Source organism: uncultured Mailhella sp., from assembly GCF_963931295.1.
Taxonomy (GTDB): domain Bacteria; phylum Desulfobacterota; class Desulfovibrionia; order Desulfovibrionales; family Desulfovibrionaceae; genus Mailhella.
On sequence record NZ_OZ007001.1, the window covers coordinates 170,730 to 195,173 of the forward strand.

Here is a 24,444-nt window from a genome sequence, read left to right on the forward strand (position 1 = left end):
CGCCCTGTTCCGCAAACCAAGAACACAGGTTTTCTATGAACACGATCAAGACCCTTCCTGAATTCGCCACCCTTTCCGAACTGGAAGTCAACGCCGCTCTCGACGCCTACGACGACTCCGTGGAAGAAGAACATTCCAGCTGCGGCGGCGGAGAAGAAAACACTCCCACCACCGAAAGCCCCATCGTGACCGAAGTGTTCCGCCTCATTCACGCCTACACCGACCGCATGAACACCCTCATTGTGGAAGCCAAGGCGCAGAACAGGGAAATTTCGGAAAACTTCCTTGCCGACATGTTCTCCTTTGAACCGGAAGCGCCCATCGAACGCATCGCCTTCGACTTCGTGACCGACGCCATGCTCGACGAAGACGACGACGAACAGGCGTAACCCTCACGCAAAAAAACGATTCCGACGCCAGGCGCGGCAGAAGGTCAGCTTTCTGCCGCGCTTTTTTTGCGCCCACCGCCGCCCTTCTCAAACGCGTTCGCACTCTTTTTTCGCCTCGCCCTGCGCCTCGGCCCGCCTTCATCCTTCAACGCCCTGCCGCGCACCCCGCCCGGAGACGCCCCGCGCTATCCCACACTCCTGCGCGCCCTTCCCTCGCCCGCTCTCCTCTGCGGCGTTGCGCCCCCGCTCCGGGCCGAACAGCCTCAAGTTCCCTCCGACCATCCGCTTCTCCTGCACGCCGGACGGCTTCCGCGCCGCCGCAAAAAAAAACATCCGCCCGGAACGTGTTCCGAACGGATGCCGCTTGAGATATGTCGTTCACCTCCGACGGCGCAAGGCCTCAGAGCCTGTACGAAGCATGCCGGAAGCGCTTGCGCAAGCTTCCCGGCGAGTCAGCGCTGCGCCTTTGCCTTCAGCCATTCGCGGTTCACCACGTTCTGCGGATTCCCCTCCTTGAAGCGGCGGATGTTCTCCAGCGTGATGGAAATGATGTTGCGCCGCGCGCCGTCGGTCATCCAGGCGATGTGAGGCGTGATGAGCGAATGCGGCGCAGACAGCAGCGGATCGTCTTCCGACGGCGGCTCGCTCTCCAGAACGTCCGCGCCGAAGCCGCCGAGCCTGCCCTCGCGCAGGGCTTCGGCCACGTCCGCGCCGCGCACCACCGGCCCGCGCGCCGTATTGATGATGATCGAACCCGGCTTCATCAGATTCAGAGTCTCGCGGCACACGAGTCCGCGCGTCTCCTCCGTGAGCGGACAGTGCAGGGAAAGCACGTCCGAGCGGCGGAACAGTTCCTCGCGCGACACGAATTCAAAAGGCTCATAGCCCGGCGCAGGCACAGGCCGATGCGCGCAGGCCAGCACCTTCATGCCGAAGGCGTGCCCTATATCCGCCACGCGCCTGCCCAGATTGCCGAAGCCGAAAATGCCCAGCGTCCTGCCCGTGAGTTCCACCTGCGGCGTGAGCGCGTAGCAGAAATCCTCGCTGCGGGCCCAGTCGCCGCGGCGCACGCTCGCGTCGTGCAGCGCCGTGTGCCGACACAGTTCCAGAAGCAGCGCAAACACATGCTGCGCCACGGCGTCCGTGCCGTAGGCGGGCGTGTTGCACACCGGTATGCCCCGCTCCCCGGCCGCCTGAAGATCCACAATGTTCGTGCCCGCGGCGGTCACGGCTATGCAGCGAAGCGTCGGCAGCGCGTCCATGAGCGCGGCGTCCACCACAGCCTTGTTCACCACCAGAATTTCCGCTCCGGCAAAGCGTTTTGCCACAAGGTCCGCCGGCGTGCGGTCGTACACGGTCCAGTTGTCCGCGCCGTCGGCCAGAGGCCACGGCTCTTCCATGCCCGCGCGCAGCGTATATCCGTCAAGCACCACAATATTCATGTTTCCTCCCCGGCGCACTGAGCCGCCGTTTCCTCTTCTGCTTGTGCCACAGCCGCAGGCACAGTGCAAGTGTTCCGCAAAAAAACGTTCCCACCCCTCGCCGCGACTTCAAAAAAGACGCCCCGCCCCCTGATTCCGCCGCCGAACGCTCTTGCATCACGCCACGCCCTGCCCTATACTTGCCGAAAATTTTCAAAGGTGATCTTTCCATGAATTCCCAGCCTCTTTCCAGCATCCAGCTGCGCAGTCTCGTTGTTTTCCGCAACATCCTTTCCGATCCCGTCGTCTCCCGGCTCCAGACGCTGCTCGACGCCGACGTTTCCGACACCGCCGCCTGCGTCAACGCCTACTGCGACTTCGCCGCCGCCCTCTTCGCTCACGGCGACGATCTGAGCACCTATCTGCTGAACCTCATCATGGAAGACGAGAACATCTACATGCTGCAAAGCTGCGGCAGCACGCCCGTGTCCCCCTTCCTTTCCGAATGCCTCGCCCACGAACTCGAATTTCTGCAGTCCCTCGGCGCGTTCGACGGCTCCGCCATCCGCGAGTCCCTCGACTTCTCCGGCTTCCTGCCCCGCTGGAAGAACAGCAATCCCGACTTCGCCTCGGCCTATCATGAACGCATCGCCACCATTCACGCCAGAGGCTACGGCATGTTTGCCCAGTACCGCATGTTCATCGTGAAGGACGGCCAGCTCGTGCCCGTGCGTCATCCCGATCCGCAGACTCTGGAACAGCTTCCCGGCTACGAACTCGAACGTTCCAAGGTCATCGCCAACACCGAAGCCCTTCTTGCCGGGCAGCCCGCCAACAACGTTCTGCTCTACGGCGACGCGGGCACGGGCAAGAGCAGCACGGTGAAGGCCATCGTGAACGCCTACTGGGACAAGGGCCTGCGCCTCGTGGAAGTGAAAAAGAATCAGCTCTATCAGATTCCGGACATCACCGAAGCGCTGTCCCGCAATCCGCTCAAGTTCATCCTGTTCATCGACGATCTGAGCTTCAGCAGCAACGACAACGACTTCGCCGCCCTTAAAGCGATACTTGAAGGAAGCGTGAACGGACACAGCGGCAACTTTGTGGTGTACGCCACCAGCAACCGCCGTCACCTCATCAAGGAAAGCTGGGAAGACCGCTCCGGCAGCGATCTGCACGAAAGCGACACCAGACAGGAACTCATGTCGCTTTCCGCGCGCTTCGGCCTCACCATCACCTTCTTCCGGCCCGACAAGGAACGCTATCTCGACATCGTTCACAAGCTGGCCGCCCAGTACGGCATCAACATGCCGCAGGAACAGCTCGACATCCGCGCCGAAGCCCACGCCACCCGCAACGGCGGCCGCAGCCCGCGCGTAGCCAAGCAGTTCATCGAGCTCACCAAGTCCGGCATCTGACGCAAAAAACTCGGAAAACACGATGCCGGGGGCTTTTCCCCGGCATTTCCGGGCTCCGGCCCTTCCTTCAGCCTTTCGGCGCGGCTGATCCGATCACGCGCCGCGCCTTGCGAGGATCTCATGAAACGCGCCGCTCTTCTTTCGTGTCTCGCCCTGCTGCTTGCTTCGTGCAGCACCAGCACCACCAGCAACGTCGTCTCCTATGACGCCCAGGGGCGGGAAGTTTCCAGCACGACCACCAGCCAGACCACCAACGACACCGCCGTCAAGGCCCGTGAGCTGGGCCGCGAAGTGAAGGAAGACGTCATCTCCGGCTACGAATGGACCAGAGACAAAACCATTGAGGGCTATCACTGGGTGAAGGAAAAGGCGCAGTCCCGCGAAAGCGCGCCGAAAAAGTAACGCAGCCGAGAGAAACACGGCAGCGCTCCCACTGCGCTCCGGCTGTCCGGCCTGCCGGAAAACGGTTTCAGCGACACCGGCAGCGATTCCCCGCACGAAGCCTTCGCTTCCGCCGCGCCGCACGCTTCCGGCTGCCGCGAGTGTTCCGCGAAACGCTCCGATGACGCAAGACGTCAGGATTTTCAGCAGAGGCCCGTCCTTTTTTCAGGATGCGGCCTCTTTTTCGTGCGAGCGCCGACGCTGCGTCCCGTGAGGCTCCACACCTTCCCTGGCGCAAGCCTGAGGTTTCGCGGCATCGGAAACGCTTCCCCCGCGAAAAAAGCCTCCTCTTTTCGCGCATCACGGCCCGTCAAGCGAAGGAGGACGCAACACAACGCAGGGCGGCCGCCATCGTGACCCGCGCGGCGGACATCGGCATGTCGCCGCGGGAAAACATACTGCCTCCGCCGCTGCCGCCGCCTGCCCCGGCCCCGCGATGTCGCCGGGGCCGCAGAAAGGAGAGCCGCTTTTCCCGCCCCGCCGCCGCATCCCGGCATCGTGCCTCGTCAAACGGCAGAAAGGTTGACGCGGTCATGGCTCTTGAGGCCGCCCGTGCTTTGAGCACCGCTTCGGGCAATGCTCGATCAACGCTCGGGCAAGATTCAGACGACGCTCAGGCAAGGACCGAAGGTCGGCCCCCTAATTTCCGGACGATTCCAGCGCCGTTTCCAGCTGCGCGGCAAGACGAAGCGTCTCCTGCGCGCGCGATTCCACGCCGGAACGGATTTTCCTCAGCACGCCGAGATAGGCGGAAAGCGCCGAACTTTCTTCGGCCAGCACCGCAAGCGCGGGCACGAAACCTTCGCTCACGGCCTTGCCGTAGGCCGAGGTCAGCTCTTCAAGATTCTGGGAAAGCAGTTCGTTGAGCCGGGCGCGCTGACTCTTCACCCAGCGGCGCACGACCTCTTCCTTGCGCTCCATGAAAATGCGGCGGCAGCGCGAAGGATTGCCGAACTTCATGAGCGTCCACACCACGCTTCCCACCACGGCCACGGGCAGCACGGCCCACCAGCCCATGTTTCCGAGCACGATGCCCAGCCCCAGACCGCCGCCGCGCCGGATGGCCAGGCCCACGGCCACAAGCCCCACCTTCTTCATGATGGAATTCGCGTTCACCAGCCAGCGCTCGCGACTGAACGGCACGTCCGCCATGGATTGCAGATCCACGTCGTCCACGGCCACGGCGTCGAGACAGAGCACCGAAATTTCCCGCATCCGCTCGCCGAACTGACGCAGTTTCTCGTTCCAGTCCTTCTGCACGTCGCGGCGTCCGGCAAGAAGCTCTTCCAGCGACTCGCGGGCGATCCGCGGCACTTCCTCCTCATCGAAGCGCTTCCAGTTCTTCGCCCGGAACATGCCGGTATAGCCGAGCGAGTCGGCGTGCTTGTTCGCCGCGTCCATGATGCGCAGCACAATGGTTTCCTGCCAGCCGTCGAGCGCGCGCTCCTGCTCCTTGCGCCAGGCCTCCACGTCCACGGAAGCCGCGCTCACCACGGACCACGCCTGACTCGAACAGCTCTTCATGACCTCGTCAAGCCGGGCGACGTGCTCGAAGAGAAGCTGCTCGTGCCGCGCGTCGGGCAGGCGGCCGAGCTCGTGCGACAGAAAACGCTCTGCGCCCTCGCGCGAAGCGCGGACGATCTCCCGGCCCCGGCTCCGGATGCGGGCCTCGTGCTCCTCGCGACCGGCGTTCTTCTCCGAGGCCGCCTTTTCCACCAGCGCACAGAGCTTCTGAAAGCCCGCGCCTCCGCTGCGCCGCGGTCCGGCGCAGCGCTGTTCCATGGCCTCGCGGGCGTTCAGTTCCAGAAGATCCAGCACGCGCATACCGCAGGCGGACGCCGTGTTCATGAGAAGACGAGCCCTTTCCATGGCTTCGCCGCGGCTCTCTTTTTCGTTCAGCCTGTCCGCGCCGGTCACCACGCCGATCACCGCCGCCGCGCGCCCGGAACGCGCAAGCTGACGCAAAAGCTCCTGCTCCGACGACGATTCCGGCCTGCGAGCGTCCATGACGAAGAGCAGGCAGTCCGCGGCAAGGCATTCCTCAAACGCCAGATAGTTCTGTACCGGATCCGTGGCATTCAGTCCCGGCGTGTCCACCAGCACCAGGCCGTGCTTGAGAATGTCGGCAGGCAGTTCCGCCTCCACGCGCGCGGCAAACAAACTTCCCTTTTCCGAGGCGGAAAGAAAATCCCGCAGACGCTCCGGCGAGTCCAGAATCTCGTCTTCCCTCGGCGGCAGCTCGCGGCTCAGCACTTCCAGCCGCTCGCACAGCTCGCCCCGGCCTTCCTCGCCGCGGCAGCATTCCACAAGACGCGCGCACTCGTCGCCCGTGAGAAAGCGCACACGGCCGCCGAATTGCCTGCCCCACGAAAAACGCGCCACGGCCGCCGTTTCCGGCACGGATTCACGCACCGGCGAATACTCGCCGCCGAGCAGCGCGTTCACGAGCGAACTCTTGCCACGCTTTCCTTCGCCCACCACCACCAGCGTGAAGGGCTGCTCCGCCATGAGACGCCGAAAATCGCCGACCCCGCGGGCAAGCTCCACGTCTCCGCCATCGAGCGCGGAGCGCTCCAGGCGTTCCGCCTCGGCCGCCGCCCTCTCAAAGCCGGACGCCACCGACATGTCCCGCAACGACGGTGAAAACAGGGAAAACAGCCGCTGCCGACGCAGATCGCGCAGATAGCGCGCCGCCACGTCGTACTGATCCGCGGCGGAATTCGCCACGTCGCTGCACACCGCGCCCGCCCCGGAAAGCATGGACGAGAGCGCCGCCATCTGACGCCGCAGCACCGGAGACAGCCGTCCCCCGGGCTCCGGCCGACGCTGCGCCACCCCGCCCTGCATGACGACGCCCCGCGTGTCCTCTTCCGTTTCGGTTCCGAACACGCTTTCCCATTCCGCCACGCCCGGCAGCAGACGCATGGTGCGCCCCAGCCGCTCCATGACGCGACGACGGCCCGCCGCGTCTTCCGAAAGCGCGCGGCACACCACGGCGGCGTAGGCCGGCGAAAGTTCCCGCACCGCTTCGGCATAGGTTTCGGCCTTGTCCGGCGAAAGCGAGGCCAGATCCTCGGAAAGTCGGCGGTCGGCCTCAAACTGCTCCGGAGACAGCGGCTCCTGAAGCAGCGCCGCGTGAAAATGCGTCTGCAGCACGAAGAAACGATGTTCCGCCTCGCTTCCGGCCGCGCCGTCGACCTGAGCCTGCGGCGCAAACACTTCTTCCAGTGCGTCGGACGCCCGACGCCATGCTTCGGGCGAGAGGCGTCCGCCCTCCTGCGCCGCCGAGGCGAGAAGCACCACCAGCCTGTCTTCGGCCGACAGCGTCGGCGCAGAGGCGTCGGGAAGCGGCGGCATGATGTCCGAAGCCGTCACGGTCCTGTCCGAAACGGCAGCAGTCTTTTTTTCCATAGGCGTCCGCCTTCAGCAAAGTTCGTCCCTTTCGGGAACGGTCTTCATGATGCGCGCAGTCCCGCTGCGGCGAACCGCATATTCCGCGCGGCGGGCGGGGCCCCGGCGCTGCGGAGCGAAACGGGCCTGTTGCGCGCTGCAATTTCAGGCCGCATGCGGGCTGTTCATCTTTTGTTGTAGCACAGCACAAAGGAAAGTCACAACCACAAACATGCCCCTCCCTCCGGCAGAAGGCTCCTCACGCGCCGCGCCGCAGTTGCAGGCCGCGCGAGTGGCCGCGCCGATGCGCTTCTCACAGAGCCGGACGCGCCATCGAGCGCCGGAACAGGACGCCAAAGAGCCGTTGCCCTCGGGCAGTGCGCCCTTTCCGCCTTCCTCCCGCGCCTTCCGTTTTTCCGGCATACCCTTGTTTTCTTACCGCAACATTACGGCATCCGTCCCGCGGTCATCAAAAAAATCAGTTCCGCCCCTGATCGCCGGGCAAAAAAAAACGCCCCTTGCGGGGCGCGTCCTTTGTGTGCGCGCAGGTCGGCATATCCGGCGCTGCGGCGCGAAAGGCACCGGAGGGAAATATTTCCCTCCGGCAGAACCCGGGGCAGGCCCCGAAGTTCCTACTTGTGATAGATCTTCACCAGGTTGGTGCGGCGCTTCTGCTCGCCGGGAGCGTATTCGCCGGCGGTAATGACTACGTCCTGACCCATGGGGAACTTGCTGCTCGTGGCAATGAAGTTCTGCACGCGGCGCAGATGAGAAATGCTGCTGTCGCTCACGGGAATGAAGTAGGGCTGCACGCCCCAGACGAAGTTGAGCGCGTGTTCCACCACGGAGTTGGAGGTCAGCGCATAGATGGTCTGAGCAGGACGGCATTCGGCCAGCATGCGGGCCGCGCCGCCGGTCACGGAATGGGCCACGATGGCGCAGGCGTTCTCGGTTCTGGCGAGCAGGCAGGCGGTGTAGGCCAGGAAGCGGGAAGTGTCGGTCTCGTCCTTGGGAGGTTCGAGTCTGCGGGTGGCGAGCAGGTACTTTTCCGCCTCGTCGGTGATCTTGCGCATGTAGCGCACGGCCTCGATGGGATAGTTGCCCGCGGCGGTTTCGTCGGAGAGCATGACGCAGTCGGCGCCGTCAAGCACGGCGTTGGCCACGTCGGTCACTTCCGCGCGGGTGGGCACGGGCGTGTTCACCATGGAAAGCAGCATCTGCGTGGCCACGATGACGGGCTTGCCCGCACGGTTGCAGGTGTGAATGATGTGCTTCTGCAGCGCCGGAAGTTCGGGCATGGGGCATTCCACGCCGAGATCGCCGCGGGCCACCATGACGATGTCGGTCGCGGCCACGATGGCGTCGAGGTTATCCACGGCGGCGTTCTGACGTTCCAGCTTGGCGACCACGGGAATGTCGTCGCGGCCGTAGGAATGCAGCAGAGCCTTTATCTGATGCACGTCCTCCACGGTCTGCACGAAGGAAATGGCCACGGCGTCCACGCCGAGTTCCATGCCGAGGGCCAGCTTTTCGCGGTCCTGATCGGTGATGGCGGGCAGCGCCAGCGACTTGCCGGGCAGCGCGAGGCCCTTGCGGGAGGAAATGGCGCCGCCTTCCTGCGCCACCATGATGAAGCGCTCGTCCTCCACCTTTTCCTCAATGCAGAAGCGCAGGCCGCCGTCGGCCAGCACCAGGGTGTCTCCGGGAACAAGGGCGGAAAGAATGCGCGGATGATCGAAGGGAATGAAGGGCAGCTCTTCCTTTTCCCTGCGCTCGCGGCCGAGAATGAGCTTGTCGCCGCGGTGCAGTTCGATGCGGCCTTCGGGCAGAATGCCGATGCGGATCTTGGGTCCGGGCAGATCCTGCATGATGGTCAGCGGACGGCCGCATTCCTTTTCGATTTCGCGGATGTTGGAAACCACGCCGCGGAAGAAGTCGGGATCGCCGTGGGAGAAGTTGAGGCGGAATACGGAAACGCCCGCGTCGGCCAGCTGGGCAAGCTTTTCACGATCGCAGCTGGCGGGGCCGATGGTGGCAACAATTTTGGTACGCATAAAAATTCCTTTCCTTAAAAGAGAAGCACGGATGACGGACTCAGCCTGCGGAGGACGAAAAACCCGCTTTTCCTCCTCACGCCCGTCGCTGTGCGGGCATTCTGCCTCTTTTTTCAAAAAAAGTCGAGAGAGTCCGGCCGCGCGTTTTTCTCCCGGTCCGCCCTCCCCGAAATTCGACGAAAACGCGCCCTCCGGCTCCGCGCGTCGCTCCCTTTTTTCGCGAATGCAACACGCCGCGCGCCCCCTGTTTTTCGCCGCAAAAAAAGCCGCCGGTGAACCAGCGCAGGGAAAAAAGTTGTAACACTTTCCATTAGTCACATGATTTTCACAGGTTGTCACATTCCTTCCCGCTTTCGGCCTTGACAGTTTCCGTTTTATGGGCAAATAGTGGGAAAAAGTGGCAGAAAGTGGAACAGGCATGGTTTTCAGAGGCAGATACCCGCGCAGTCTCGACCCGAAAGGCCGTCTGACGCTTCCGCCGGAATTCCGCGACGCCCTCGCTTCTCAGGGAGCGGGCAGCGCGGCAGCCGATGGGGCTTCTTCGTCCGCGTCCGGCGCGTCCTTCGTGCTCACCACCTACGACGGATGCCTCGTGGCCTTTTCGTGGAACGACTGGGTGGAGCTGGAAGAAAAATTCATGCGCATTCCCAACCCTTCCCCGAAGGTGCGCGCCTTCCGCCGTCTCGTGATAGGCGGCGCGGAAACGCACACCCCCGACGCCCACGGCCGCATTCTGCTTTCTCCCGACCACCGAGCCTACGCCGGTCTGGACAGGGAAGCCACAATTCTCGGCCTCGTGGACCGCTTTGAAATCTGGAACCCCGCCGCCCTGCGCGCCTCCATGTCCTCGGAAAACCTGGAAGGCGTTACCGAGGAACTCGCCGCAAGCGGCATTGATTTTTCCCTTTAGCCCGCAGTCTCCGCCATGATTCGTCATACGCAGCAACATTCCGCCGTCACCGCCGCAAACGCCCGGCACGTCTCCGTGCTTCTCAACGAAGTGCTCGACGCGCTCGCTCCGCGCCCGGGCGGCCGCTATCTCGACGGCACGCTCGGTCTGGCCGGACACTCCTCGGCGCTCATGGAACGCGCCGAAGGCAAGGCCATGCTCTGCGGGCTCGACAGGGATCCGCAGGCGCTCGAACGCGCCGCGCAGCGCCTTGCCCCCTACGGCGAGAACTGCCGGCTCTTTTCGCTGGAATACGCCTCCTTTGCCGACGCCCTCGACGCCCTCGGCTGGGATACCGTGGACGGCGCGCTGCTCGACATCGGCGTGTCCTCGCTGCAGCTCGACGTGGCCGACCGCGGCTTCTCCCTGCACGACGACGCGCCCCTCGACATGCGCATGGACATGGGCAGTCTTTCCTCTGCGGGAAGAGAGCCCTGGATGCAGTCGGCGCGCACCGTGGTGAACATGGCGGACGTGAACACCCTGCGGCACCTTATTGAAACCTATGGAGAAGATCCGCAGGCGCCGCGCATTGCGCGGGCCATCGTGGAGGCGCGGCAGAAAGCGCCCATCGAAACCACGGGGCAGCTTGCGGACATCGTGCGGCGCGCCTATCCCGCCAAATGGCGGGCCGAAGCGCGCAATCATCCGGCCACGCGCACCTTTCAGGCGATTCGCATGGTCGTCAACGACGAACTCGGACAGCTCGAACGTTTCCTCGACGCCATTCTTCCCCGCCTCTCCGTGGGCGGCAGACTGGCCATCATCACCTTCCACTCGCTGGAAGACCGCATCGTGAAGCAGCGGTTCCGGCAGTGGAGCACCGACTGCCTCTGCCCGCCGCATCTGCCGCGCTGCGTGTGCGGTCATCACGCAGAGGTTGCGCTCCTCACGAAGAAACCCATCGTTCCGGGAAGGGACGAACTTCTCATAAACCCGAGATCCGGCAGCGCCAAACTCCGCGTCGTGGAAAAGCTGCCGCCGTTCAAGAAGGAGCTGTCATGAATTCGCACACCGCTACGCTCGGTTCCGGAGGCTGGTTCCTCATGCTGATTGTCTCCATTCTGTTCAGCCTGATCATGGGCGTCGCCCTCACCTGGCTGAGCATCGACAGGAGCGACACCGCCTACACCATTCAGAAAATGCAGCGCCAGACCGAATCGGCCCGCGCCCACGTGGCCAAGCTGGAAGTCGAACGCGACAGCCTGCTCTCTCCCTACGTTCTCGGAAAAACCGCCGAACAGCTCGGCATGAGCATGGCCGATCCCGGCCAGATCCGCCGCCTCAAACCTTCCAGCCAAGACTAGCGAATGCGCCCGAACAGCTCCTCTTCGTCTTCCCGCATGTCGTCGGGAAGACGCCGCACCAATCGCCGCATCATTCAGAGTCAGCCCTCCGCCTCCCAAGGCAAAGGGCTGTTCTCGCGCTTGCGCGCGCGCTGGCGCTGGCTGCTCGGGCAGCGTTTTCACTACGCCGCCGCCCTCTTCGTGGTCTGCTGGGTGCTGCTCTGGTTCCGCGCCTTCGAGGTGCAGGTGCTGCTCGGCCCCGTGTACAGCGACATGGCCGAGCGTCAGCACACCTACACCGAAGTCATTGAAGGCGCGCGCGGCAGCATTCTCGACAGAAACGGACGCGTGCTCGCCCGCAGCGTGGCCTGCCAGTCGGTGTACGCCAATCCGCGCGTCATGGAAGACATCAACGATGCGGCGAAGCGCCTCGCTCCGCTTCTGCACCGGAGCGAAGCCGATCTCGCCGCCGTGTTCCGCAAGAACAAGGCATTCATCTGGCTGGAACGAAAGGTGGACGACGCCACCGCCACCGCCATTCAGAAGGAAGGCATTCCGGGCATCGGCCTCTCGCGCGAGTTTGAACGCGTGTACCCCTACCGTCATCTTGCCGGACAGCTTCTCGGCTTCGTGGGCGTGGACAGCCACGGCCTTGAAGGCGTGGAGCTCGCCTACGACGACAGACTCCGCGGCACCAGCGTGAAGAGCCGCGTCTCCCGCAACGCCGCCGAACAGATCCTCAACAACGAACGCGACGACGCTGCCGAACAGCGCGGCGAAGACATCACCCTCACCCTCGACGTGCAGGTGCAGTTCATCGCCGAAGACGTGCTCGCCGACGCCGTGCGCTCCTCAGGCGCGCGCTGGGGCGGCGTGCTCGTTTCCGAAGTGGCCACCGGCGAAATTCTCGCCTGGGCGCAGTATCCGTTCTTCAACCCCAACAACTATCGCGAGGCGAGTTCCTCCATCTACAGAAACCGCCTCGCCGGCGACAGCCTCGAACCCGGCTCCACCTTCAAGCCCATTCTCATGGCCGCCGCCCTCGAAGAAAAGCTCGTCACCCCGAACACCAAAATCTTCTGCGAAAACGGCGTGTGGCGCACCCGCTACGCTCCCATCCGCGACGACACCCACGCCTACGGCGAACTTACCGCCACCGAAATCATTTCCCGTTCGAGCAACATCGGCATGGCCAAAATCGGCCTCATGCTCGGCGCGCAGAAATTCCATTCCTACCTCGACCGGCTCGGATTCGGACAGCGCACCGGCATCGGCATTCACGAAAGCCGCGGCATCCTGCGCGCCCCGAGAGACTGGAGCGAGCTCGACCTCATGTCCACCTCCTTCGGTCAGAGCCTTTCCGTCACCGGCATCCAGATGCTTCAGGCCTACACCATCCTTGCCGACGGCGGCGAATTCCGCCCCCTGAGCCTCGTCATGGACGAACCAGGTCAGAACACCACCTCCGCCGCGGGTCAGCGCATCTTTTCCAAAAGAACCACCCGCACCGTGCTCAAAATGATGGAGGAAACCGTGGACGGCAACGGCACCGGCACGAGGGCCCGCATTCCCGGCGTGCGCGTGGCCGGCAAGACCGGCACCGCCCAGAAGGCCGATCACTCCGGCAAGGGCTACAGCCGCAAGCGTCTGGCTTCGTTCGGCGGCATCGTGCCTGCCGACGATCCGCGCTACGTCATCTACGTCATGCTCGACGAGCCCACCACCACGGGCTACGGCGGCGCCATCGCCGCGCCCGTGTTCCAGAAGGTGGCCTCCCGCACCCTGGCCTACAACGGCTATCTGCCCGACGTGACCTTCGCCCTGGCCGAAAAGGAACAGGAAAGAAAGCTCACCCCCGCCCAGCTCGCCCAGCGCAAGAAAGACGCCATCTACCTCGCGAACCTCGCCAAATACCGCGCCGAAAAGGCCAAAAAGGAACGCGAACGCGCTCAGAAAATGGCCGGCAAGGCTGCGGCTGCCGGGGTCAACGTCATGCCCAATCTGCGGGGGTTCACCCTCCGCAAAACCATAGAAACCTGCGTGGCGCGCGGCATTGTTCCCACCATGGAAGGCAACGGAACCTTCGTGCTCCGTCAGAGTCCTCCGCCGGGAACGCGCATCACCGACGACAGCACCTGTACCGTCTGGCTCACAGACACTCCGCCCCTTTCCGAAGCGAAGACACCCCCTTCAAAGGAGTAAGCCCATGCGCGTAACCTCTGCCCAGCTCTGCGACGAGCTTCGTAAACAACTCCGCACCATTCAGACCGATTCCCGTCTCGTCGCCGAAGGCGATGTCTTCGTGGCCCTTCCCCCCGCCGTTCCCGGGGAACGCAGCAAGACCGCAAGCCACATCCGCATGGCGCTGGAAAAGGGGGCCTGGGCCATCGTGGCTTCCGAGCGCACCGTGGAACGCATGAAGCTCAATCTGCGCGGCGACAGAAATCACGCCTGGCTGCTCGTTTCCGACGTGCGCGCCCAGCTCGGCATTCTCGCCGCGGCCCGCTTCGGCACCGAAAATCTCGACTTCCCGGTCATCGCCGTCACGGGAACCAACGGCAAGACCACCTGCGCCTATCTGCTCGAACACCTCTATCGTTCGCACGGACTTCCCGTGGGCGTCATGGGCACCATCAGCTACCGCTGGCCCGGTCACGACGAACCCGCGCCCCTCACCACGCCCGGCTGCCTCACCCTGCACCGCTCCCTCGCCGCCATGCGCGACGCCGGCGTCAAGGCCGCCATCATGGAAGTCTCGTCCCATTCCATCGATCAGAAGCGCATCGCGGGCATCAACTTCAGCGCCGCGGCCTTCACCAATCTCACGCAGGATCATCTCGACTACCACAAGACCATGGAAAACTACTTTCTCGCCAAGCGCGCCCTCTTTGCCGACGCGCCGAAGAAGGACAAGGTCATGGTCGTGAACAACGACGACCCCTACGGTCACCGTCTGCTCGAAGAATTTCCGCAGGCTCTCGGCTTCGGTCTGCGCACGCCCCTTGCCGGACGCCCCTTCCTGCTCGCCGACGTGCGCCGCGCCGACACCGAAGGCCTTTCCCTGCACTTCTACTGGCAGAAAAGCCGCGACGAGCGCCTCGACTGGGAAATGCACAGTCCGCTCATCGGCCTGCACAACGCAAGCAACCTTTCCACGGTGTGCGGCCTTGCGCTTTCGCTGGGCTTTTCCGTGGAGGATCTCGCCTGCCTTGAAGGCTTCATGGGCGTGCCGGGACGTCTGGAACGCATTCGAGTGCCCGGCGCGGACAAGCCCTGGCTGCCCGGCGCGGGAACCGGCATCTTCGTGGACTACGCCCACACCCCCGACGCTTTGACCAACGTGCTCAAGACCCTCGCCCACGCGCGCTTCAACCGCATCATCACGGTGTTCGGCTGCGGCGGCGACAGAGACCGCACCAAGCGCGCGCCCATGGGCCGCGCCGTGGCGGAACTTTCCGACATCGCCATCGTGACCTCCGACAATCCGCGCACCGAAGATCCCGAGCGCATCATCGACGACATCATGCCCGGCCTCGAAGGCGCAAAGGAAGTGCATCGCGAAAGCGACCGCCGCAAGGCGCTGGAACTGGCCGTGAGCCTGCTCAGGCCCGGCGACGCCCTGCTCGTGGCGGGCAAGGGGCATGAAAACTATCAGATCATCGGAACCGTGAAACATCACTTCAGTGATCAGGAAATACTCAAGGAGCTTGTCTCGTGCTGATGACGCTGAAGGCGGCCGCAGAAGCCGCCCATGCCAAGGTGCTCAATCCCGCCGACGTTCTGCTGCGCGGCGCCTGTTCCGACAACCGCGAAGTGAAGGAAGGCGATCTGTTCGTGGCCATTGTCGGCGAACGCGCGGACGGTCACGACTTTGCCGCCGCGGCCGTGAAGGCCGGAGCGGCCGCCGTGCTTGCCGAACGCGATCCCTTTCACGGCGAGCCCGCAGCCCCCGTGCTTCTCGCGGACAACAGCGTGCAGGCGCTCGGATGCATAGGTCACGCCTGGCGCGCATCCTTTGCGGGCCGCGTGGCGGGCATCACCGGCACGGCGGGCAAGACCACCACCAAGGAGCTGCTGGCGCACATTCTTTCCATGCGCGGCAAGACCGCCAGAAACCGCATGAACCTCAACTCGCAGATAGGCATGCCCATCTCCATGATGGCCGCCGACGGCGACGAAATGTTCTGGGTCATGGAAGCGGGCATCAGCCATCCGAACGACATGGACGAACTCGGCCCGATCATGGAGCCGGATCTTGCCATCATTCTCAACGTGGGGCCGGGGCACGCTCTCGGCCTCGGCGGCAAGGGCACGGCCTACTACAAGTCGCGCCTGCTTGCACACATCAGAAAGGGCGGGCTCGCCCTCGTGAGCGCCGACTACGAAGACCTCGTGCGCGAAGCGCGCGCCCTGCGGCCCGATGCGGTGTTCTTTTCCACCAAGGGCAAGCCGGTGCCGTTCCGCGCAGGCTATCTCGGGCTTGACGAAAAGGGCCGGGGGAACTACCGTCTCTGGCTTGACGGCGAGGAGCTCGACGTTTCCTGCGCCCTTTCCGGCCCCTATGCCGCGGAAAACATCATTGCCGCGGCGGCCGCGGCCCGTCTGTTCGGGCTGAGCGCCGAGGAGATCCGCAAGGGCGTGGAAAGCGCGCCCTTCCCCGCCCAGCGCTTTGCCAGGCTCGACGTGCCCGGCTGGACCGTCATCGACGACACGTACAACGCCAATCCCCTTTCCGCCTCCCGCATGATCGAGGCCGCGGCAGAACTTGCCAAAGGCCGGACCTTCGTGTGCGTCATGGGCGCCATGGGAGAACTCGGCGACGTGGCCGCCGCCGAACACAGAACCCTGGGCCGCACCCTGGCCCGCGCCGGATGCGCGGCCGTGTTCTGGACCGGCGAGCACGCCGAAGAGGTGAAGGAAGGTCTTGACGAGGAACGTTTTCCGGGCTTCTTTGCCGACGTGCCGAAGCCCGAGGACTTTCTGCCCGCACTCAGGCGCTGGGAGGACGGCCGTCGCGACGACAAAAGCGGCCTCGTGCTCTTCAAGGGCTCGCGGGTCAACCGGATGGAACGTCTCGTAACCCTCTTCACGGAAGAGAAATCCCATGCTCTATAACCTTCTTGTGCCCTTCAGTCAGGACATCTCCCTGCTGAACGTGTTCCGCTACATCACGTTCCGTTCCGCCGGGGCGCTCATCTTCGCGCTGCTGTTCACCATCATCACGGGCCCGTGGTTTCTGAAAAAGCTCACGGCCCTCAAGGTGGGACAGCCCATTCTCTCCTACGTGCCCGAACATCAGGCCAAGGCCGGAACCCCCACCATGGGCGGCCTGCTCATCATGGCCGGGGTCATCTTCTCCACGCTGCTGTGGGCCGATCTCTCCAACGTGTACATCTGGCTCACCCTGCTCGTGTTCGTGGGCTTCGGCGTGGTCGGCTTTGTGGACGACTACACCAAAATACGCCACCATGAGAACAAGGGCCTCTCCCCCCGCGCCAAAATGCTCGGCCTCATCGTGGTCTCCGTGGCCGCCATCAGCCTGCTGCTCATGGAACCCGCCTATTCCAGCCGCCTTTCCGTGCCCTTCTTCAAGCAGTTCATGCCCGACCTCGGCGTGTTCTACGTGGTCTTCGCCGTGGTGGTGCTCATCGCCTCCTCGAACGCCGTCAACCTCACCGACGGACTCGACGGCCTGGCCATTCTGCCCGCGGTCATGTGCTTCATGGTCTATGCCATCTTCATTTATGTAGCGGGCCACGCGAGTTTCGCCCAGTATCTGCAGGTGCCCGCCGTGCCGGGCGTGGGCGAAGTCACCGTGCTGTGCTGCGCCCTCATGGGCGCGGGCCTCGGCTTTCTGTGGTTCAACTGCTTCCCCGCACAGGTCTTCATGGGCGACGTGGGTTCCCTCAGCCTCGGCGGCGTGCTCGGCTTTCTTGCCGTGCTCTGCAAGCAGGAACTCATTCTCGTGGTCGCAGGCGGCGTGTTCGTCATGGAAACCGTGTCCGTCATCATGCAGGTCGGCTTCTTCAAGGCCACGCACGGCAGGCGTCTTTTCCGCATGACGCCGCTGCATCATCATTTCCAGAAGGGAGATCATCCGCTGCCGGAATCCAAGATCATCGTCCGGTTCTGGATCATTTCCGTGCTTCTCGCCATCATATCCCTTTCCGTTCTCAAACTCCGCTGAGGAATGCCGTCATGAGTCCTCTTGATCTTTCTCATCGCCGCGTCGCCGTCATAGGCGCAGGCAGAAGCGGTCGCGCCGCCGTCCGTCTGCTGCGCGAACTCGGCGCGGACGTGCGCCTGCTCGAAAAGAAGCCGGATCAGATGCCCGCGGATTTTTCCGCCTGGCTTGATGAAAACCATGTGCCCGTCTTCGGCGGTGAACACGCTCCCGCCTACTTTGAGGGCGTGGATCTCGTCATTCCGAGCCCCGCTGCGGCAAAGGCCGTGATCGAGCCTCTCCTGCCCGTGCGCGAAGACGGCTCGAAGGCCGAAATCATGGCCGAAACCGAACTTGCCTGGAGGCTGCTCGACGGCGAGCCCGTGATCGGCGTCACCGGCACGAGCGGCAAGACCACCACCACGAGCCTCTGTTCCGCCATGCTCGAAGCCCACGGTCTGCGCGTGTTCACGGGCGGCAACATCGGCGTGCCCCTCTCCGAATACGTGCTCGGCAGACGCCGCGGCGAACCGAAGGCCGACGTCATCGTGCTGGAGCTCTCGAGCTTCCAGCTTCAGACGTGCAGCTCCCTGCATCCGCGCGTGGGCATTCTGCTCAACATTTCCGAGAACCATCTCGACTTCCACAAGGACATGAAGGAATACACCGACGCCAAAATGAACCTCTTCGCCCGGCAGACCGAAAGCGACACGGCCATTCTTTCGCCCTCGCTCTCCCGCCTGCCCGGCGAATACGGCATGAAGGCCCGCGTGGCATTCCTCACGCCCGGCGCCCGCCCCTTCCCGGAGACACGCCTCATCGGCGCGCACAACCAGAGCAACGCCGAAGCCGCCTTCATGGCCGCCTCGATCTTCGGCGTCACCCGCGAGGAAGCCGCCCGCGCCATGCGCGAATTCACGCCCATCGCCCACCGGCTTGAGCACATCGCCGACATAGACGGCGTGCAGTACGTGAACGATTCCAAATGCACCACCATCGAGGCGCTCAAGGTGGCGCTTCGCGCCTTCGACAGGCCCGTGGTGCTGCTTGCCGGCGGCAAGTTCAAGGGCGGCGACGTGGAAGGCATGCGGCCGCTCATCAAGGAACACGTGCGCGCCGTGGCCCTCTACGGCGCCTCGCGCGAGCACTTCGAGCCCGCGTGGAAGGACGTGGCGCCCGTCACCTGGGACGAAACCATGGATCTCGCCCTCGCCCGCGCCCGCGGCATCGCGCAGAAAGGCGACGCCGTGCTGCTCGCTCCCGCCACTTCCAGCTACGATCAGTACAAGAACTACATCGAGCGCGGCAATCACTTCCGCGCCCTGGTGAACGCCATGCGGGAAGAGAAGGCATGAACCTGCGCAAGAAAAAACAACCCGCGCCCGAACAGACACTGCCCCCCGGGCCGGTGGACTGGTGGCTGCTCGCACTGCTGCTTCTGCTGCTGTGCGTGGGTCTTGTGGCCGTGCTTTCCGCAAGCGGCCCCATCAGTCAGCGCACCTACAACGAATCCTATCACTTCTTCCACCGTCAGCTCCAGACCATGCTTCTCGGCGGCGTGTTCGTGGCCCTCATCTGCTGGCTGCCGCGCTGGTTCATCAACAAGCTGCACTACTGGGGCATAGGCGTGGTGCTCGTGCTGCTCGCCCTCTGCCCCATCATCGGCCCCAGGATCAACGGCGCTCAGCGCTGGCTCGACTTCCACTTCATGATGGTGCAGCCCATGGAATTCGCCCGCGTGGCGCTCGTCATGTATCTGGCCTACTTCATGAGCTCCAAGCAGGCCATGATCCGCGAATTCAGCCGCGGCCTGCTGCCGCCCACGCTCATCACCCTCGTCATGTGCCTGCTGCTGCTCATGCAGCCCGACCTCGGCGGCACCATCATCATGCTGGCCATCCTCTTCTTCATGTGCCTCGGCGGCGGCACCAGAGGCGGCTATCTCATCATGGTTCTCATTCTCGCCGCCGTGCTCGTCGTCGCCCTCATCATCGTGGAGCCCTACCGCTGGGCCCGATGGACCGCCTACCTCGAACCCTTCGCCAACGCCCGCGGCTCCGGCTATCAGATAGTCCAGAGCCTGCTTGCCTTAGGATCCGGCGGTATCTTCGGCGTGGGGCTCGGCGGCAGCATTCAGAAAACCGTCTATCTGCCCGAAGCCCACAACGACTTCATCATGTCCGTCATCGGCGAAGAAACCGGATTCGTGGGCATCACCGTGGTCATGGTGCTGTTTGCGCTCTTTTTCTATCGCTGCTATCGTGTGGTGCTCGGTCAGAGAAATCTGCGCGACAGGCTCTCCGCCTACGGGCTCACGCTCATCATCGCGCTGAGCTTTCTGCTCAACATGGCCGTCATTCTCGGCAATGTTCCCCCCAAGGGCATTGCCATGCCCTTCATCAGCTACGGCGGCAGCAGTCTGCTTGCAAACATGATCTGCGCCGGTCTGCTGCTCAACTATTCGCGAACCGCTCGGGAGTAAGCATGGCTCTTCGCATCATCATCACCACCGGCGGCACGGGCGGTCACATCTTCCCCGCGCTCGCCGTCATCGAAGCGCTCAAAAAGCGCAGACCCGACGTCGAAGTTCTCTTCGTGGGCGGCGAATACGGCCCGGAACGCGATCTCGTGCAGCGCGCCGGCGTGCGCTTTGAAGGCCTGCCCGTGCGCGGCTTCATCGGCCGCGGCCTGAAGGCCGTTTCCGCCATGGCCGCCATGAGCCTCGGCGTGCTGCGCGCCATGGGCATAGTGCGCCGCTTCCACCCCGACGCCGTCATGGGCTTCGGCGGATACGCAGGCTTCGCCGCCGTGCTCGCCGCCCGTCTCATGCGCCGCCCCTGCGCCCTGCACGAACAGAACGCCGTCGCCGGCGCGGCCAACCGCATTCTCGGCAGGCTCGTCGATCGCGTGTGCCTCTCCTGGGATCAGCCCGCCGTGGGCGCCAGCTTTCCCCACGAGGTCTGCGTGCTCACGGGCAATCCCATCCGCGGCGGCATCGCGGCCCTCGGATCGGCCGAACGCGAAAGGCACGCCGCCCCGCGTCTTCTCGTCATGGGCGGCTCGCAGGGAGCCCGCGCCATCAACAACATGGTGACATCCATGCTGCCCGAGCTGCGAAAGGCGGGCATCGACCTTCTGCATCAGACCGGCGCGAACGAATACGACGACGTGCGCCGCCGCTACCTCGAAGCGGGCATATCCGCCGAGGAAACCGACCGCATCGTTCACCCCTTCATTCACGACATGGCAAAGGCCTACGCCGAATGCGATCTCGCGCTCTGCCGCGCCGGAGCCACCAGCATGGCGGAACTTGCCGCCACGGGCACGCCCGCGGTGTTCATTCCCTTCCCCTTCGCCGCGCACGATCATCAGACCGGCAACGCCCGCGCCATGCAGGAAGCGGGCGGAGCCGTGCTGCTGCCCCAGAAGGACGCCGAAAAGCTCGCCGCGGAAGGCAAACTCGCCCCCATGCTCATTGATCTGCTCAACGACGAAGCGCGTCTTGCCGCCATGCGCAAGGGCGCGCTCTCCCTGGCCCGCCCCGACGCCGCCGACGCCGTGGCCGCGCAACTTCTGGCCCTCGCGGGCGACACCTCCAAATAATCCGGGATATTCATGAACAACAAGATTCGCGCCATTCACATGATAGGCATAGGCGGCTCCGGCATGAGCGGCATCGCCGAAGTGCTCCTCAACCTCGGCTACAGCGTTCACGGCTCCGACCTTGCCAACAGCGCCACGGTGCAGCGTCTGCGCAGCCTCGGCGCGGTGATTCACCTCGGTCACGCCGCCGAAAACCTCGGCGACGCGCAGGTGGTGGTGCGCTCCTCCGCCGTTTCCGACTACAACCCCGAAGTGCAGGCCGCCCGCGAACGCGGCATTCCGGTGATCCCCCGCGCGGAAATGCTCGCCGAACTCATGCGTCTGCGCACGGGCATCGCCGTGGCCGGAACCCACGGCAAGACCACCACGACCTCCCTCACCGCCGCCATCTTCGACGCCGCCGGTCTCGATCCCACGGTCATCATCGGCGGCCTGCTCAACGCCTACCGCTCCAACGGTCACCTCGGTCAGGGCGAATACCTCATCGCCGAATCCGACGAATCCGACGGCTCCTTCCTGTGCCTGTTCCCCATCATCAACGTGGTCACCAACGTGGACTACGACCACATCGACCACTACGGCACCCAGGACGCCATCGACGACGCCTTCGTCGCCTTCATGAACAAGGTGCCCTTCTACGGCATGAACGTCATCTGCGCCGACGATCCCGGCGTGCGCCGTCTCATTCCCCGCATCAAGCGCCCGTTCGTGACCTACGGCTTCGGGCGCGACTGCCGCATCCGCGGCGAAATTCTCGAATGCGGAGCCGTGAACCGCTTCGACGTGTGGCTGCGCGGCCGCGACGGCGAGAAGAAGCTGCTTTCCAACGTCACTCTCGCCCAGCCCGGACGCCACAACATCCTGAACGCCCTCGCCGCCATCGGCGTGGCCCTTCAGGCCGGCATCGCGCCCGAAAAGTGCGTCGAAGGTCTGGCTGCCTTCTCCGGCGTGGGCCGCCGCTTCGAGCTCAAGGGCGAAAAGAACGGCGTGACCGTCATCGACGACTACGGTCATCATCCCACGGAAATCCAGGCCACCATCCGCACCGCGCGTCAGGTGTTTCCGGGCCGCCGCCTCGTCATGGTGTTCCAGCCGCACCGCTTCTCCCGCACGCAGGCCCTGTTCGGCGAATTCTGCCAGACCTTCGGCAACGTGGACAAGCTCTATCTCACCGAAATCTATCCCGCAAGCGAATCCCCCATTCCCGGCGTGAACGGAGTGAACCTCGCGCTCGGCATCCGTCAGTTCTCCAAGACCGACGTATGCTACAAGCCAAACTTCGACGAAGTGGTGGAAGCGCTCAAGACCGATCTTCGTCCCGGCGACGTGCTCATCACCCAGGGCGCGGGCAGCGTGACCACCGTGGGCCCCCGAGTGCTGGAGAACATGGCGTGAACATCATAGACAGACCTGCCCTCGCTCCGCTCACCACTCTGGGCATAGGCGGCCGCGCCCTTGCGGAAATACGCCTCGACGCCCCGGAAGACTGCCTGCGCCTGCCTGAGGCGCTTGCCGCCGTCGGGGGCTTTGTGCGCGTGCTCGGCGGCGGGAGCAATCTGCTTGTTCACGACGGCGATCTGCCGTTTACGGTGCTGCGTCCGCTCTTCGGAGCCAAGGGGCCCGACGGGCGGCCCGCCGAACCTGAAATTCTCGGCGAAGAGGACGGCCCGGACGGCAGACGCGTGCTCATCCGCGCGGGCTCCGGCATGCGGGTTCCGCATCTTCTCGCCTGGTGCGCGGCGCGCGATCTTGCGGGACTCGAAGGCCTGGTGGGCGTGCCCGGCCGCCTCGGCGGAGCCGTGGCCATGAACGCCGGAGCCTACGGGTGCAGCACCGCGCCGCTCATGCGCTCGCTCGACGTGTTCACCCCGGAAAAGGGCCTGCACACGCTCTCCCCCGAAGGCTGGAAGGCCGCCTACCGGCACTTTTCCCTTGTGGAACCCTGCGCGTGGTACATGAGCGTGTCCGTCACGCTTTCCCTGCGCAGGGCGGAGCCCGGCAGCGTGCGCGCCGTCATGAAGGAAAACTTTCTGCGCAAGAAAAGCGGTCAGCCCGTACATGAACACACGGCGGGCTGCGTGTTCCAGAACCCCGAAGGACAGTCCGCCGGACGCCTGCTCGACGCGGCGGGCATGAAGGGCAGAAGGCGCGGAGCCATGTTCTTTTCGCCCATGCACGCCAACTTCCTCGCCCACGACATGAAGTGCGGCGTGCCTGGCCTCTGCGAGGACGCGCTTTTTCTCATCCGCGAGGCGCAGCGCGCCGTGCGCGCAATATTCGGCGTGGAACTCGTCATGGAAGTCAAGGAGTGGTCGTCATGTCCCTGCTGAACGGCAATCACTCCCGCCGCAATTCCTATTCGCAGCGCCGAAAAAGCGTGTCGGAAGCGCCTTCGCGCGCAAAGAAGTCCGGCGGCAACCGCCGCAGGAGCGCCGCGCCCGCAAAAAAATCATCGCGCCGGTCAAAGCTCCGTCTGCCCGCCGTGCATGTAAGCTCCCGCGGCGTGCTTCTCGCGCTTCGCGTCGTGCTCGCCCTCGCCCTGGTGGGACTCTTCTTTTTCGGCGCGGGCCTCGGCCTCGTCAAGGCCTACAACTTCTGCACCACCAGCGACTATTTCGCCGTCACAAGCATACGCGTCACCGGCAACTCGCAGGTGAAGACCGAAGACATTCTCAACGCCTGCGGCCTGCGCAAGGGCGAAAACAGCCTTCTTGTGAACGTTCACAAGGCCGAACAGAAGCTCGTGGACAATCCGTGGATCGAAAACGTATCCATCCGGCGCGAGCTGCCGGGCTCGTTCACCATCACGGTGAAGGAGCGCGTGCCGCTGTTCTGCGCCCGCAAGGACAACACCCTCTATTACATCAACGCCGCCGGCGAGATCATCGCGCCCGTGTCTGCGGACAATTTCCGCTCCCTGCCGGTGCTGGAAATAGGCCCCGGCGGCGACGAAGCCCTGCCCATGGTGGCCGAGTTCGTGGAAGAGTTTCGGCACGCGGGTTTTCCCTTTGACATATCCCAGATTTCATGGATACGATTGAGCGCGGGCGGAGGCTTTGAACTGTACTGGGAAACGCGAAGGCTCCGCCTGAGTATCGGCGTCGAGAACTGGAAGGACAATCTCAGACGCATCGCTTCGGTGGTTACGGACATTGAAAAAAGGAAGGAAACAGTCATGGTCACCAGCATCCGCGCAGCCGACGGGCAGGTGTGGATGACAAAGGCCGAAGACCAGGAATAGCCCCCTTTTCCATCATAACGGAACGCTGGCTCCAAGAGCCTCCGACGCCTTGCGGCAGACTGGTTATCCGGCAAAAAAATGCTGGACAA

At 64.1% G+C, this 24,444-nt stretch carries 19 protein-coding genes; 16 read left to right on the forward strand and 3 right to left on the reverse strand.

The window, feature by feature from the left end:
- Nucleotides 1–35 precede the first annotated feature (35 nt).
- Nucleotides 36–389: a hypothetical protein gene (locus tag ABGT79_RS00800; protein ID WP_294488978.1), complete on the forward strand. Its 354-nt coding sequence runs from the start codon at nucleotides 36–38 to the stop codon at nucleotides 387–389.
- Between the two features lie 452 nt (nucleotides 390–841).
- On the opposite strand, the gene ABGT79_RS00805 is transcribed toward ABGT79_RS00800, so the two are convergent.
- A complete protein-coding gene (locus ABGT79_RS00805; RefSeq protein ID WP_346664564.1) occupies nucleotides 842–1,831 on the reverse strand; it encodes a D-2-hydroxyacid dehydrogenase in 990 nt (329 codons plus the stop codon).
- Nucleotides 1,832–2,040: 209 nt separating this feature from the next.
- Between ABGT79_RS00805 and ABGT79_RS00810 the strand changes: the two genes are divergently transcribed.
- Both ABGT79_RS00810 and ABGT79_RS00815 read left to right on the forward strand, forming a co-directional pair.
- Nucleotides 2,041–3,228, forward strand: coding sequence for an ATP-binding protein (locus tag ABGT79_RS00810; protein WP_346664565.1), 1,188 nt, complete (start codon nucleotides 2,041–2,043; stop codon nucleotides 3,226–3,228).
- Between the two features lie 120 nt (nucleotides 3,229–3,348).
- On the forward strand, nucleotides 3,349–3,630 hold the full coding sequence (locus tag ABGT79_RS00815) for a hypothetical protein (RefSeq protein WP_346664566.1): 282 nt from the start codon (nucleotides 3,349–3,351) through the stop codon (nucleotides 3,628–3,630).
- A gap of 678 nt (nucleotides 3,631–4,308) precedes the next feature.
- Here ABGT79_RS00815 and ABGT79_RS00820 read toward each other — a convergent pair.
- Complete coding sequence (locus ABGT79_RS00820) at nucleotides 4,309–7,080, reverse strand: dynamin family protein (protein ID WP_346664567.1); 2,772 nt, start codon at nucleotides 7,078–7,080, stop codon at nucleotides 4,309–4,311.
- A 611-nt stretch (nucleotides 7,081–7,691) separates the two neighbouring features.
- Nucleotides 7,692–9,113 carry a pyruvate kinase gene (gene pyk, locus ABGT79_RS00825; protein WP_346664568.1) on the reverse strand — a complete coding sequence of 474 codons (1,422 nt, stop codon included), beginning with the start codon at nucleotides 9,111–9,113 and terminating at the stop codon, nucleotides 7,692–7,694.
- A 418-nt stretch (nucleotides 9,114–9,531) separates the two neighbouring features.
- Here pyk and ABGT79_RS00830 point away from each other — a divergent pair, with 418 nt between their 5' ends.
- The 13 genes from ABGT79_RS00830 to ABGT79_RS00890 are packed head-to-tail and all read left to right on the forward strand — an operon-like array spanning nucleotide 9,532 to nucleotide 24,355.
- The gene (locus ABGT79_RS00830; protein ID WP_346664569.1) at nucleotides 9,532–10,023 is read left to right on the forward strand and encodes a division/cell wall cluster transcriptional repressor MraZ; all 492 of its coding nucleotides are present in this window, start codon (nucleotides 9,532–9,534) and stop codon (nucleotides 10,021–10,023) included.
- Nucleotides 10,024–10,038: 15 nt separating this feature from the next.
- Nucleotides 10,039–11,067 (forward strand): 16S rRNA (cytosine(1402)-N(4))-methyltransferase RsmH, encoded by a 1,029-nt coding sequence (gene rsmH, locus ABGT79_RS00835; protein ID WP_346664570.1) that lies wholly within the window; start codon nucleotides 10,039–10,041, stop codon nucleotides 11,065–11,067.
- Nucleotides 11,064–11,369 carry a hypothetical protein gene (locus ABGT79_RS00840; protein WP_294489006.1) on the forward strand — a complete coding sequence of 102 codons (306 nt, stop codon included), beginning with the start codon at nucleotides 11,064–11,066 and terminating at the stop codon, nucleotides 11,367–11,369. Before rsmH ends, ABGT79_RS00840 begins: the two co-directional genes overlap by 4 nt.
- Nucleotides 11,370–11,405: 36 nt before the next feature.
- Nucleotides 11,406–13,550 (forward strand): penicillin-binding protein, encoded by a 2,145-nt coding sequence (locus ABGT79_RS00845; RefSeq protein ID WP_346664571.1) that lies wholly within the window; start codon nucleotides 11,406–11,408, stop codon nucleotides 13,548–13,550.
- Nucleotides 13,551–13,554: 4 nt separating this feature from the next.
- Nucleotides 13,555–15,069, forward strand: coding sequence for a UDP-N-acetylmuramoyl-L-alanyl-D-glutamate--2,6-diaminopimelate ligase (locus ABGT79_RS00850; RefSeq protein WP_346664572.1), 1,515 nt, complete (start codon nucleotides 13,555–13,557; stop codon nucleotides 15,067–15,069).
- Nucleotides 15,069–16,463 carry a UDP-N-acetylmuramoyl-tripeptide--D-alanyl-D-alanine ligase gene (gene murF, locus ABGT79_RS00855; RefSeq protein WP_346666640.1) on the forward strand — a complete coding sequence of 465 codons (1,395 nt, stop codon included), beginning with the start codon at nucleotides 15,069–15,071 and terminating at the stop codon, nucleotides 16,461–16,463. Before ABGT79_RS00850 ends, murF begins: the two co-directional genes overlap by 1 nt.
- Entirely contained in the window at nucleotides 16,453–17,535 is a 1,083-nt protein-coding gene (mraY, locus tag ABGT79_RS00860; protein WP_294489017.1) for a phospho-N-acetylmuramoyl-pentapeptide-transferase, read from the forward strand. Before murF ends, mraY begins: the two co-directional genes overlap by 11 nt.
- An 11-nt stretch (nucleotides 17,536–17,546) precedes the next feature.
- Entirely contained in the window at nucleotides 17,547–18,866 is a 1,320-nt protein-coding gene (gene murD, locus ABGT79_RS00865) for a UDP-N-acetylmuramoyl-L-alanine--D-glutamate ligase (protein WP_346664573.1), read from the forward strand.
- A complete protein-coding gene (gene ftsW / locus ABGT79_RS00870) occupies nucleotides 18,863–19,993 on the forward strand; it encodes a putative lipid II flippase FtsW (protein ID WP_346664574.1) in 1,131 nt (376 codons plus the stop codon). Before murD ends, ftsW begins: the two co-directional genes overlap by 4 nt.
- Nucleotides 19,994–19,995: 2 nt before the next feature.
- Nucleotides 19,996–21,114: an undecaprenyldiphospho-muramoylpentapeptide beta-N-acetylglucosaminyltransferase gene (gene murG / locus ABGT79_RS00875; protein WP_346664575.1), complete on the forward strand. Its 1,119-nt coding sequence runs from the start codon at nucleotides 19,996–19,998 to the stop codon at nucleotides 21,112–21,114.
- Nucleotides 21,115–21,126: 12 nt separating this feature from the next.
- Nucleotides 21,127–22,509, forward strand: a complete 1,383-nt coding sequence (gene murC / locus ABGT79_RS00880) for a UDP-N-acetylmuramate--L-alanine ligase (RefSeq protein WP_346664576.1) — start codon at nucleotides 21,127–21,129, stop codon at nucleotides 22,507–22,509.
- Nucleotides 22,506–23,444 carry an FAD-binding protein gene (locus ABGT79_RS00885; RefSeq protein WP_346664577.1) on the forward strand — a complete coding sequence of 313 codons (939 nt, stop codon included), beginning with the start codon at nucleotides 22,506–22,508 and terminating at the stop codon, nucleotides 23,442–23,444. Before murC ends, ABGT79_RS00885 begins: the two co-directional genes overlap by 4 nt.
- Nucleotides 23,432–24,355 carry an FtsQ-type POTRA domain-containing protein gene (locus ABGT79_RS00890; protein WP_346664578.1) on the forward strand — a complete coding sequence of 308 codons (924 nt, stop codon included), beginning with the start codon at nucleotides 23,432–23,434 and terminating at the stop codon, nucleotides 24,353–24,355. The genes ABGT79_RS00885 and ABGT79_RS00890 overlap by 13 nt, the downstream gene beginning before the upstream one ends.
- The last annotated feature ends 89 nt before the right edge of the window (nucleotides 24,356–24,444 follow it).